The 13,409-nt window shown below is 39.0% G+C and carries 7 protein-coding genes; all 7 read left to right on the plus strand.

Translation table 11 applies throughout. The features are described 5' to 3' along the window. The first annotated feature begins 168 nt into the window (after window positions 1-168). The 7 genes from AC1DVP_RS14880 (at window position 169) to AC1DVP_RS14910 (ending at window position 13,092) form a co-directional block, all read left to right on the plus strand. Window positions 169-402 (plus strand): L-rhamnose mutarotase, encoded by a 234-nt coding sequence (locus AC1DVP_RS14880; protein WP_477184274.1) that lies wholly within the window; start codon window positions 169-171, stop codon window positions 400-402. Window positions 403-1,513: 1,111 nt separating this feature from the next. Continuing rightward, complete coding sequence (locus tag AC1DVP_RS14885) at window positions 1,514-3,211, plus strand: alpha-L-arabinofuranosidase C-terminal domain-containing protein (RefSeq protein ID WP_477184282.1); 1,698 nt, start codon at window positions 1,514-1,516, stop codon at window positions 3,209-3,211. Window positions 3,212-3,487: 276 nt separating this feature from the next. After that, window positions 3,488-5,110, plus strand: a complete 1,623-nt coding sequence (locus AC1DVP_RS14890) for an alpha-L-fucosidase (protein WP_477184275.1) — start codon at window positions 3,488-3,490, stop codon at window positions 5,108-5,110. 69 nt (window positions 5,111-5,179) lie between these two features. Next, window positions 5,180-7,030, plus strand: coding sequence for a beta-L-arabinofuranosidase domain-containing protein (locus tag AC1DVP_RS14895; RefSeq protein ID WP_477184276.1), 1,851 nt, complete (start codon window positions 5,180-5,182; stop codon window positions 7,028-7,030). Between the two features lie 103 nt (window positions 7,031-7,133). Further along, a complete protein-coding gene (locus AC1DVP_RS14900; RefSeq protein WP_477184277.1) occupies window positions 7,134-9,173 on the plus strand; it encodes a beta-galactosidase in 2,040 nt (679 codons plus the stop codon). A gap of 128 nt (window positions 9,174-9,301) precedes the next feature. Continuing rightward, window positions 9,302-11,260 carry a glycoside hydrolase family 97 protein gene (locus AC1DVP_RS14905; protein ID WP_477184278.1) on the plus strand — a complete coding sequence of 653 codons (1,959 nt, stop codon included), beginning with the start codon at window positions 9,302-9,304 and terminating at the stop codon, window positions 11,258-11,260. 53 nt (window positions 11,261-11,313) lie between these two features. Then, window positions 11,314-13,092 carry an NPCBM/NEW2 domain-containing protein gene (locus tag AC1DVP_RS14910; RefSeq protein WP_477184279.1) on the plus strand — a complete coding sequence of 593 codons (1,779 nt, stop codon included), beginning with the start codon at window positions 11,314-11,316 and terminating at the stop codon, window positions 13,090-13,092. Window positions 13,093-13,409 lie beyond the last annotated feature (317 nt).

A 13,409-nucleotide genomic window follows, 5' to 3' on the forward strand; every position in this document is an offset into this window, starting at 1 on the left:
TTTGAATAAAAATAATAGGTGTTGTTTATATAATTAATTATAAAAAAAATGCAAATTTCATTTAAACGTTACTGCAAAACCATGGAATTGCGTAATGATCAATTATTGATTGAAGCCTATAAAAAAGCACACGCCAAAGGGGCTGCATGGCCTGAAATAACCTAGGGCATGAAAGAAGTAGGGATTACCGATATGGAAATCTACCTTCTTGGAACAAAACTTTTCATGATTATGGATACCACAACAGATTTTGATCACGACAAGGCAATGACAGAATTAGCATTAAAGCCACATCAAAGTGAATGGGAAGCACATATGTCGCAATTTCAGGACAGCTCTGTTGAGGTAACCGCCGACCAAAAATGGCAATTGATGGATCGGATTTATAAAATGGACAAATAAATGGGTGATTGTATATATGATGAACCAGCAAGTAAAAAAATAGTTAGTAAAATATTGACAGATTTTATTTTAGCATTGGACAGATTGGTAATAGACAAGACAGTAGTTTGAGACCGTGTTTTGTGCATACCTGATTCTTTTATCCAATGAATTATACTCTGTAAAAATAATAATAACTCATAATACCAACTTGAAATTTGTAGTAGTAATAAATTATATTATCCGATAAAAAGAGTTTTAAAAATATTATTTCAACAGGCAGTTCCACAAGCGACACAGCTGTAAAGAGTCAGATAAGGCCAGACGAACTGAGAACTGCCAATAATCTGGTGGGGTTAGTAACCGCCGCCTATGTTACAGTTAACTATAAATGAAAAAAATTAAGAAACGAATGAAAAAAGACATAAATAAACAGCTTATTGCAGGCTTACTGCTTTGCGGATTGAGTACTGTTCTGAACGCTCAGACGAACAAAGCAGATAAGGCTAAAATTACTGTCGAAGTCAACACACCGGGACATCATATTCCATCAACATTATTCGGAAGCTTTTTCGAAGACATTAACCATTCAACCGATGGTGGTCTTTACCCAGAGCTTATAAGGAATCGTTCGTTTGAGGATTCTGACACCCTTCAAAACTGGAAATTTATAACACAGAATGATACCAGCAAGGCTTCGGTTATTAATGTAGATGCGCTGTATCCCCCAGTTGGAGGATTAAACGTATTCAATCGGAAATATCTTTCTATTGAGGCCAAAGGAGAATTTAAGCTTGAAAACTATGGTTTCTGGGGAATGAATATCGTTAAAGGCAATTCATACACCTTCAAATTAGCAGCACGCAGTGTCGAAGGCTTCAATGCACCGCTCAAGGTTAGTATTGTAAGTGCTGCCGGTATCGAGCTGGCCAATGCCGAGGTGAAAGATTTTGATGAGGGATGGAAACACTATACAGTTAATTTAACGGCGGCAGGCAGCGACCCTAAAGCCCATATTGAGATAAGCGCGAAAGGTAATGGCCGCTTACATATGGATATGATTTCGCTCATGCCTGATCAAACGTGGAAGGGCCATGGACTCCGGAGAGATCTGGCAGAAGCCCTTAATGCTATGCGGACTAAGGTTTTCAGGTTTCCAGGCTGCTGCTGGGTAGAGGGAGATAATTTCAAACAAATGCACAACTGGAAAAAAACAATTGGAAACATCGATACACGTACCTCCTCATGGAATTACTGGGGCTACAATGCTACTCAGGGTTTAGGTTATCACGAATATCTGCAGCTGGCAGAAGATCTTGGTGCTGAGCCTTTGTTCTGTATAAATGTCGGAATGTCGCATAGAGATTTTGTACCCATGGATCAAATGGGACAATGGGTACAGGATGCGTTCGATGCAATAGAATATGCAAATGGGTCAGAGACTTCAGTTTGGGGAAGCATTCGTGCTAAAAATGGCCATCCTAAACCGTTCAATATGAAATATATTGAGATAGGAAACGAAAATGGAGGCGACCTATATGCCGAGCGATGGAAGCTTATTGCTGACGCCATCCGCGCAAAATATCCTGATATTACACTTGTCGCCAACAGTTGGGGACCATATCCTAAAGACCCCATGCCTGACTTGGTTGATGAACATTATTATGATAATCCTGAGTGGTTTATCCTGAACGCTGACAAGTACAACAATTACGACAGAAAAGCTCCGAAAATATTCATCGGCGAATATGCTGTAACAAGTAAAACAGGCAAAGGCAACCTGCGTGGAGCTATTGGTGAGGCTGCCTGGATGACGGGTCTGGAACGAAACTCAGACGTGGTTACCATGAGTGCTTATGCGCCTCTGTTCTGTAATGTGAATCATATAGCATGGCCTATTAACCTGATTAATTTTGATAGCCAACGCTGGTATGGCCTGCCAAGCTATTATGTTCAACAGTTGTTTGCCCAAAATCAGGGTACCATCTCCCTGCCTGTAAAAGTAACAGGAGTACCGCTCCTTGCATTTTATGACAAAGGAGGCCTTGGATTTGGTACTTCAAACAATTCGGCAGAGTTTAAGGATGTAAAAGTACTTGCACCTGATGGACGTGTTATGCTTCAAACGGATTTTACAAAAAACATTGATGACTGGCAAAAAACAGCAGGGGAGTGGGCGTTAAAAGACGGCGTACTTCGTCAGTCAGCAACAACGACTAATGCTTCAGTTTTTTTCGGCGACAAATCATGGACCGATTATACAGTTACCTTCAAAGGGCGTAAAATTTCCGGAGAGAATGGTATCCAGATTTATTTCAGGAATCAGAATAAAGAAGATCAGATGCGATGGGAAATCGGCTGTAATAGAAATACCGGGTTTACGTTGGACAATGGATTCAGCAAACAAATCATCCCCGGAAGTATAGAAGCAGACCGATGGTATGATATTAAAGTTGAAGTTAAAGGAGGCGCAATTAAAGGCTACCTTGATGGTAAACTTATTCAGGAAATATCAACTCCAAATCTAAAAACCAGCAGCATTTGTGTAAGTGCAGCTAATGATGAACTTTCGGGAGATATTATCCTTAAAGTTGTCAATGCGGCACCCGGCACTGTAAAAACAGAAATTAATTTGTCCGGAGCCGAAAAGCTTACCGGAAAAGGAAAAGCTATTGTGCTTACATCTGCCAGTCCGTTGGATGAAAATACAATGGAACAGCCCACTAAAGTTTCCCCAAAAACAGAAAATGTGAAATTTTCAGGAACGACTATTACACGTTCATTTCCCGGGAATTCATTAACGATATTACGTTTGGAAACTTTGGATTAGAAGATGACAGGCAGTTAAAAATAAAAATGATAAATTAATCTTTTGTGCTTAGCGATAGATACTTTCATGCATTTTCGGCATTTCCGGAAGTAACTAACCCTTAAATTTAGGTTAATAACAATTTTTTTGATTCACCTTTTCGAGTTTACAAATAAGCTTTTGTGCTTCGGAAGAGGGATAAGTCAGTTTAAAAATTTAAATATAATCTGATGAAATAAATATAGGCGGAGTTATTAACAAATATCCGTTTAGTAAAAGCAAAATAATAATATTATTATGAACTTAAAAACTTTAATGAAAGTTAGTTTCTCCATAGCAGTTTTTATGTTATTCTCATGTTTCCTAAAGGCTCAGGAAAAATTTCCATCGCCGGTAGGAGAAGGCAATGAACCGGTTGCTGCCGGAAAGTTTAAGCTGACCTGGGAATCGTTGCAGGAATATAAAAGTCCCGAATGGTTTAGTAACGCCAAATTTGGCATCTGGGCACACTGGGGACCGCAATGTCAAGCAGAGCAAGGGGACTGGTACGCACGTGGTTTGTATGAAGAAAACCCCAACTATTACAAGTGGCATGTTGCTCATTACGGTCATCCTTCCAAAGCTGGGTTTAAAGAAGTGATTAACGACTGGAAAGCCCAAAATTGGGATCCGGAAAAGTTGGTGGCTCTTTACAAAAGAGCAGGGGCTCAGTATTTTTTTGCTATGGCGAACCATCATGACAATCTGGATATGTGGAATAGCAAATATCAGGAATGGAATACATTACGCGTTGGACCTAAGAAAGACATTGTAGGCGGATGGGCCAAAGCAGCGAAAAAATATGGTCTTCCGTTTGGTTTGAGTGTACATGCCTCGCGTACATGGACCTGGATGGAAACATCGCAGCGTTCAGATAAAACAGGACCACTGGCTGGAGTTCCTTATGATGGTAAGCTCACAAAGGCCGACGGCAAAGGAACCTGGTGGGAGGGGCTTGATCCGCAGGAACTTTATGCACAAGACCATAGCTTGGGCGCCATCCCTTCACAGAAATATTGTGAAAAATTTTATAACCGTACAGTTGATTTAATCAATCAGTTTAATCCCGATCTACTCTATTTTGATGATAGCGTACTACCGCTTTATCCTGTAAGTGATGCAGGATTAAAAATCGCGGCACATTATTACAATCATAATATGGCAACCCACAAGGGTAAACTGGAGGCGGTTATGTTTGGTAAAAAGCTAATACCTGAACAAAAAAAATGTATGGTATGGGATGTGGAGCGAGGTGGGCCGGATAAGATACAACCCCTGGCCTGGCAAACCTGTACCTGTATTGGCGACTGGCACTACAGTACGTCAGTCTATGAACATAACTGGTACAAATCAGCCACAACTGTAGTTCATATGCTGGTGGATATCGTGAGCAAAAATGGTAACCTATTGCTTAATATCCCGGTTAAGGGCGATGGAACCATTGATGATAAGGAAGTTGCAATCCTCGAAAATATTGCTGCCTGGATGGATATCAACAAAGAGAGCATCTTCGACACCCGCCCCTGGAAACAGTACGGTGAAGGGCCTGCTACCGAGGCTGCGAACGCTGTTAATTCCGAGGTTGCGAAACCTGTTAATGCCTTGGAATTTAACRAAGGAAAAGTTAAACTATCAGCCAAAGATATTCGCTACAATCAGAAAGGAAATGTACTATATGCTACGGTATTGGGCGTTCCTGCTGCTAATGTTTCTCTAAAGCTTCTTGGCAAAAAGAAAGACAATGCCACGATTAAGAGTATCAAAGTGCTTGGCAGTAAAGAAAAGATTTCATGGAAGCAATATCCGGATTCACTAGTGATCCAAAAACCTAAGATTGTTCCAAATAATATTGCAGTAGTTTTCAAATTAATCTTGAAATAAATGCTTTCATATTCACAGTTATAGTTTCAATGATGATGTACAGTTTTTTACTAATATTCAATTTTCAATATGAAAAATAAAATAAAATGTATTGGGTTGTTTCTGTTTGTTTGTCAGACGGTTTTAGGACAATCATTCCTTGACAAGGCGAAGCAGCCCATTGCATTTTTAAATGAAGATGTTGTTTTGTCCGAGTCATGGATAAAGCAGCGGGAAACTGTCAATACAAAGTATATTTATCAGTTTGATACAGATAGGCTGCTGCACAATTTTAGGATAAATGCCGGAATTGAATCGAAAGCGAAACCGCTTGAAGGCTGGGAATCGCCTAATGTGGGATTGCGTGGGCATTTTGTGGGTCATTATTTGTCGGCTTGTGCTTCTTTGATTGAAAAAAAGGGCGATACTTTGCTTCAAAAACGGGTGAAATATATGGTTGATGTGCTTGAAGAGTGTCAGCAAAAACTTGGCGGGAAATACCTGAGCGCATTCCCCGAAAAAGATTTTACTACATTGGAAACACAATTTAGTGGCGTTTGGGCCCCATACTATACCTATCATAAAATGATGCAGGGAATGCTCGATGTTTATAGGCTTACAGGAAATAAAAAAGCCTATGCAATAGTTGTTAATATGGCTGCTTATGTAAAAGAGCGTATGGATAAACTTTCGCCTGAAACTATTGAAAAAATGCTATATACTCCTCAGGCAAACCCCGCAAATGAAGTGGGTGGGATGAATGATGTATTACAGAATTTATTTGAAATTTCCAAAGATTCAACTCATTACAGATTGGCTTGTCTTTTTGACCGTAAATGGTTCAGCCAGCCATTGTATGAGGGGAAAGATATTTTGTCAGGATTGCATTCTAATACTCATTTGCCTTTGATAATCGGGTTTGCCAAACGGTATGAAAATACAGGAGACAGCTATTATCGTGATGTTGTTTCCCATTTTTGGGATATGCTGGAACATCATCATTGTTATGTGAATGGTTCCAGTAGTGGTCCAAGGCCTATTGCTGCAACTCCCACTGCTCAAACTTCAGAACATTGGGGAAAACCAGATTGTTTAAGTACAACTCTTACTGACAAAACATCTGAATCATGCGTTTCACATAACACTCAAAAAATCACAAGCACATTGTTTCGTTGGACTGCCCAACCCGAATATGTCGATGTATATATGAATACGCTTTATAATTCCGTTTTTGCACTACAAAATGCCGAAACCGGATGGAATGTTTATTCTTTGCCATTGGGTTCTCCGAATAAGAAGGGCTTTGCCAGTCCCAGTGAGTTTTTTTGTTGTAACGGAACAACTATTGAAGCGTTTACGGAATTAAATGCTAATATTTATTTTCAGAACAATGATAACCTTTGGGTAAATTTGTATGTTCCTTCTACTGTAAAATGGAAATCTAAAGGAATTACTTTGTCACAGTCGTCCAATTTTCCGGATGATTCTATTGTGAAATTTAACATAACGGCTAATAAAACTACGCCATTTGCATTGAAATTATTTATCCCATCCTGGGCTGACGAACAAACTCAGGTTTTGGTAAACGGAGAACCAATTACAGCTAATGTAACTCCGATGTCTTATTTTATAATTGACAGAAAATGGAAAAACGGGGATAAGATAGAAATACGTTTTAATTATCATTTTAATTTAAAAAAAATGCCTGATAATCCAAATGTGGTTGCACTGTTTTATGGGCCGGTTTTATTAGCATTTCAAGTTAATGAAGAAACAATATTAAAAGGAAATGAGGCAGATATTTTGAAAAATATCTCTAAACGAGAGAATTCTATGTCATTCGCATTGAAAAATAATGGAAAAGAATATACGCTTCTGCCTTTTTACAAAGTAACTAATGAGTCGTACGGAGTGTATGCAACTATACTAAATGAGTATTAAATATTACGTTTGGAAACTTTACATTAGAAGATGACAGGAAGTCAAAATAGAATTAAATATAAAAAGTAATTTATATGAGGTTTCATTATAAAAAAAAATAAAAATGAATAAAATTAATCTTTTCTACTTAGCGATACTTTCATGCTTTTTTAGAATTTCCGGAAGTGCTCAGAATTTGTATGTTGGGGCAAATTATCATCCGCATGATGATAAGAATCCTGAAAAAATAAAGAAAGATATTCAGCTAATGAAAGCTGCAGGGCTAAGTGTAGTCCGCATGGGACATTTGGCCTGGGATAGCTACGAACCGTCCGAGGGGAAATTTGATTTTGGATGGTTTGATACTGTTATGGACCAGATGAATCAGGCTGGTATTAAAGTGATTTTGGACATCGCTATTAGGCCTGTGCCTATATGGCTGCATCATAAGTATCCTTCTATTGATGTTACAAATCCGGGCGGCATTGCACAATATCCCAACCATCGCTATATGGACGACCCTGGTGATCCAATGTTTCAAAAATATGCTTTACGTTTTACCGATACATTGAGCAAACATTATGCAAAACATCCTGCACTACTGGCTTTTGGCATTGATAATGAATCTGGCGATGGGCCAATATCCTATTCAGAAACAGTAAGAAAAAGATTCGTAATATGGTTGACAAAGAAATATTCTACAGTTGATAATTTAAACAATGCTTGGGCTACCCAGCGTTGGTCAAGACGGATTAATCAATTTGATGAAGTTGGATTGCCTGTAACAGGATCTAAAAACGGCGCACCTGAAAAACTATTGGATTTCAGACGTTTTATTTCTGATGAAATAAATCAGCTCTTATTTAAAATTCTTGATAAAGTAAACCAGAATGCACCGGGTGTTTTAACCAATACAAATGCATGGTATTATAGTTCAATGCGCTATTTTGACTATTCGGATATTGCTTATTCCGGTAAAATGACCCGCCAGGGCGAAGGTTTTTATCCGGGCAACACATTAGTGACTAACTGGGGAGTTATAAATTCATTATTTGGAATCTCTCGTATTCAGTTTGAAAGTACAAATCCTTTTTGGTGCAGTGAGTTTACTACTATGACAGCCGTACCAAATTCAATTCGTAAATCGGCTTATGCCAGTTTGATGTACGGCAATCAGATGGTTTGTGGATGGACCTGGCAAAGCATGCACGCCGGAGAAGAACAGTATCTGGAAGGGATGATTGACTGGGACGGAATCCCGAACCGTAAATATGAAGAGTACAAAAAAATCGCAACAGAATTTAAAAAGATTGAGAAATTTTTCCCTTATAAATCTCAGGCAGAAATAGGTATGGCATTCTCGTTTCCAAGCCAGATGGCAGGCGATGCTTTTCCCGAAAAACAAGAGGATCAGCTTAAGGCTTGCTTTGACCTGTTTTATTACCGCAACATGGATGCCCGCGTTGTAGAGATAAGCAAAAGTGCCCTGAATTATAAGTTACTTTTTGTACCAGGAGTAGCCGTGATGGACGAAAAAACCGCTGTTAAGATCAGGGAATTTATAAAAAATGGAGGAACGGTTATCATGACAAGCAATTCGGCTATTGTTGATGAAACTGGCAAAGTATTTTCCAGCACTCGTCCGGGCATGCTAAGCGATGTATTTGGCATTCGTGTAGGAAGTTTTGAAGAGACCGAAATGTTGAATGAGATTTCCAGAAAATCCTATAAAGGCAAAAAAATGGAGTTTACTTACAATGGGAAGACTACTGATCTAGAATCTGAAAAGTTTGATATTATCGAGCCAAAAGGAGCCCAGGTTATCGGAAGTATAACCAGTCTGGACAAGGATTATCCTATAATGACCAAAAACAAGTATGGCAAAGGACAGGCAATTTATGTAGGCCTTTCGGCTAATGGTAATGTGCTCAATCTTCTGCTTGATGATCTCATAAAGGAGCTTGGTATTAAAAAAGGTCCCGAAGTGCCTAATGGCGTAATGGCAAGGCAGATAAATAAAAACCATTATTTGTATCTGAATGTGAGTGGAGAAGCCAAAGAAATACAGATGAAAACAAAATCACGAAGCCTTCTTTTGGATAAAGATTACACGGGAAATTTTATCATTAAGCCTTATGAACCGGAGTTTATAGAGGTAAAATAAGTTTCTAAAACTGTAAAACTCGTAGTATCTGTATTATTTGCAAAAGTTGTATGAACTTAAATGGTACTTGGAGATAAACGGATTAGATGAAATGAAAAATATAATAATTATATAAACTGTAAAAAAAAATGAATAGTGTAAAGTATAAAGTAAATTCATTTGTGAAACTATTTTTAGTTTTAGGGATAATACTGTTGATTTCAGCAAAGGGAAATAGTCAGACTGTTTCTGTTTGGTCTCCTAATAATAAAATCAATATTAAACTGTTTTGCGAACAAAACAAGACTATTGGGAGATGGCATCTTCAGGTAAATTATGCAGATAATGGCAAAGCTTCTGAAGTTATCCCATTTATCAATTTAGGACTTTCACGCAGCGATCAGGATTTTTCAAATGAATTGAAATTCCTCAAAGCCGGAAAACCTGTTTCAATAAACGAGAAATACACTGTCAAACATGGAAAACGCAGCCAATGTAGCAATTCGGCTAATGAAGTGATGGTTTCATTTGAAAATCCGTCAAAAGCTAAAATTAATATCATTATTAGAGCGTACAATGACGGAACGGCATTTCGATATGAATTTCCGGAGAAAGAAGGAACTTTTGTAATCAAAGACGAATTAACCGCCTATACCGTTCTTGATAGTACAAAACGCTGGCTTGAAAGATTCAACACTGCCAATGAAGGTTTGTATAGTACAAAAAAAGACGGTAATGATCAAAAAGACTGGGGTTATCCGGCTTTGTTTAATACTCCTGATAAATCATGCTGGTATTTGATACATGAAGCAGATGTAAATCGCACATATTGCGGTACAAAACTCACAAATTACACAGATAAAACACAATACAAGCTCACCTTTCCTGATAAATGGAACGGAAGAGAAAAAGGAGAATCCCAACCCTCTATCTCGCTTCCCTGGAAATCACCATGGAGGGTAGTTATCATGGGTAGTCTTGCCAGTATTGTCGAATCAACTCTTGTCGACGATGTTTCAACACCTTCCAAACTGACCAGTACCGACTGGATTCAACCCGGAAAAGTCTCATGGAACTACTGGTCGGATAACCATGGAACTAAAGATTACAAAAAGGTTTGCGAATTCGCAGACCTTGCCGCTGCAATGGACTGGCCTTATACGCTGCTCGATTGGGAGTGGGATGCCATGGGTAATGGCGGAAACCTTGAAGATGCTGTTAAATACATAACTTCCAAGGGAATAAAACCGCTAATTTGGTACAATTCGGGAGGTGATCATACATGGGTAACGGCAACTCCTAAAGACCGTATGCTTACACACGAAAGCAGGGTTCAAGAATTTACCAAATTGCAAAAATTGGGAATTGTGGGGGTTAAGGTTGATTTCTTCGAAAGTGAAAAGCAAGATATGATTAAATATTATCTGGATATTTTGGATGATGCAGCACAGTTCAATATGATGGTTTACTTTCATGGCTGTCTGGTTCCCCGCGGATGGGCAAGGACTTATCCGCACCTGATGACTTATGAAGGGGTCCGCGGTGCAGAATGGTACAACAACGGTCCGGAGTTTACCGCTTCAGCTCCTGCCCACAATGCTACGTTGCCATTTACCCGCAACGTGGTTGGCTCCATGGATTATACGCCTGTTACTTTTACTAATTCACAAAATCCGCATATCACTTCGTATGGGCATGAACTTGCTTTAAGTGTAGTGTTCGAATCAGGATTACAGCATTTGGCAGACCGCCCCGAAGGTTATTATGCTTTGCCCGATGCTGCAAAGACTTTCCTGAAAGATGTTCCAAACGCTTGGAATAATTCCAAATTGCTCGATGGTTACCCGGGTCTTGACGTTATTATGGCGAGACAGAAAGATGATAAATGGTACATAGGAGGAATCAATGGGGAGAATATTGAAAAAACGAAAACATTGAAATTCGATTTTCTACCGGAAAATTTAAACTATAAACTTACATTAATAGCTGACGGCAATCATGATAAGGATTTTAAAGTGCAATATATGGTAGTAAACAATTCAACCTCAATTGAAATAAAGATGCTTAGAAGAGGTGGATTTGTTGCATTCCTAACGCCGAAAAATTAAAAACTAAAAATTAGAAACTACACTGTTTGTTTTTTAATCTAATTAAAATAAAAATGAAATATAAACTCACTTTGGTTTTGGCAGTTGTCTTTAGCATTATAAATGCACAAACAGCCCAAAAATATCATAAATGGGCTTCCACACCGCCTCTTGGATGGAACAGTTGGGATTGTTTTGGAACAACCGTTACCGAACAGCAAATAAAAGAACAGGCAGATGCGATGGCAAAATACCTTTTACCAAGCGGATACAAATATCTCACAGTGGATATTCAATGGTATGAGCCTGAATCAAAAGGACATGCTTACGACCCGAAGGCGACACTTACCATGGATGAATATGGCCGCTTAACTCCCGGTCTGAAAAAATTTCCTTCGGCCGCAGATGGAAAAGGTTTCAAGCATCTTGCAGACTATGTGCACTCCAAAGGACTGAAATTCGGAATTCACATTATGCGCGGAATTCCCCGTCAGGCTGTCGAAAAAAATACATTGGTACTCGGGACAAACGTAAAAGCTCAGGATATTGCCATTAAAAGTTCTACCTGTGGATGGAATCCTGATATGTACGGCGTTAATGCCAATAGCCCTGAAGGTCAGGCTTACTATAATTCCATTGTGCAGCTGTATGCCGACTGGGGAGTGGATTTTATTAAGTGTGACGATATTTCACGTCCTTACGATGATGTGCAAAAGGCAGAAATTGAAGCTCTTCGCAAAGCAATCGACAAAACCAGGCGGCCTATTCTGTTAAGTTTGTCGCCGGGAGCAACACCGGTTAAAATGGGCGAGCATGTTATGAATCATGCCAATATGTGGCGTATCACCGACGATTTTTGGGATCGCTGGGGATTGTTGCAGGGTATGTTTGAGCGAATGGATGTGTGGACCCCTTTTCGTGGACCCGGACATTTTCCTGATGCCGATATGCTGCCTATTGGAATTGTTGAATTCAAACGCCCAACCAATTTCACCAAAAACGAACAATATACGCTGATGAGCCTTTGGGCTATTGGTCGTTCGCCGCTTATTTTTGGTGGAAATATGACCAAGCTCGACGATTTTACCAAGGAAATGCTCACCAATCCCGAAATGCTCAAAGTAAACCAGCACAGCATAAATAACCGTCAGGTGTCGCGCGAAAAGAATCTGATCGTGTGGACGGCCGATGTGCCTAATAGTAAAGACAAGTATGTAGCCCTTTTCAACGCGCAAACCAAGGGAGAAAATCTTGATTTAAACAATGCCGATTATGTAAGTCCAATAATTGCTGGCAAAGGAAGTTCGCAAAAGATAGAAGTATCGGTAAAAGATGGTAAAAAACTTGTTCTCTTTGTGAAAGATGGCGGAAATACTAATGATTGGGATCATATCGTTTGGGTCGATCCAGCACTTCACGGTGCTAAAGGCGATTTAAAACTGACCAGCCTCAAATGGCTGGGAGCAACTTCGGGCTGGGGAGAAGCGAATGTCAATCGTACCTGCGACAATAACCCAATTATTATRAATGATGAAACACGAGATGGAATTGGTGCTCATGCAGAGTCTGTGATTGTTTATCAATTGCCCGAAGGATATGATTCTTTTACAGCGACCGGCTACGTAACAACAGAAATAGGCTCAGTGAATTTTGGAGTTTTGGTTGATAAAGGAACATTAAATTTCCCCGACAAGGCCAATGTAAAAGTAAACTTTGAAGCTATTAATATAAAAGGCAAAGCAAAAGTGCGCGATTTGTGGAATCACAAAGATCTCGGAACTTTTGATGGGAGCTTTGAGCGTGAATTGCTGCAACATTGTGCCGGATTGTATAGGATAACTCCTTTGCGTTAATGCCTTCAAAAGTATCAAGTTATAAATTATATCATGGTATATACAAATGAATCCTATTATACGGAAGTTACCCGATACTATCCATCAGCACATATTATTTCTTCGGAAGCTTGTACTGAATTTGATAATTAGGGGAGACTATTTCGGTTTTTCCACCGAATAAAAAAATCAGTATTTGACTTGTTTTGCCTGTAAAACAAGACGAAAATTAATGATTAATATATTCAATAATGAAGCCATACAGGTATGGCTTCATTATTGAATATATTAATAAACTGTAGCTAATTGTAATTTGAATAAAAATAATAGAATGTTAT

The sequence above is a fragment of the Flavobacterium sp. P3_A6 genome (genome assembly GCF_056403035.1).

Excerpts from the sequence above, each read along its gene's own strand:
- AC1DVP_RS14880 (WP_477184274.1), top strand. The coding sequence starts at position 169 with ATGAAAGAAGTAGGGATTACCGATATGGAAATCTACCTTCTTGGAACA.
- AC1DVP_RS14885 (WP_477184282.1), top strand. The coding sequence starts at position 1,514 with ATGCGGACTAAGGTTTTCAGGTTTCCAGGCTGCTGCTGGGTAGAGGGA.
- AC1DVP_RS14895 (WP_477184276.1), top strand. The coding sequence starts at position 5,180 with ATGAAAAATAAAATAAAATGTATTGGGTTGTTTCTGTTTGTTTGTCAG.
- AC1DVP_RS14900 (WP_477184277.1), top strand. The coding sequence starts at position 7,134 with ATGAATAAAATTAATCTTTTCTACTTAGCGATACTTTCATGCTTTTTT.
- AC1DVP_RS14905 (WP_477184278.1), top strand. The coding sequence starts at position 9,302 with ATGAATAGTGTAAAGTATAAAGTAAATTCATTTGTGAAACTATTTTTA.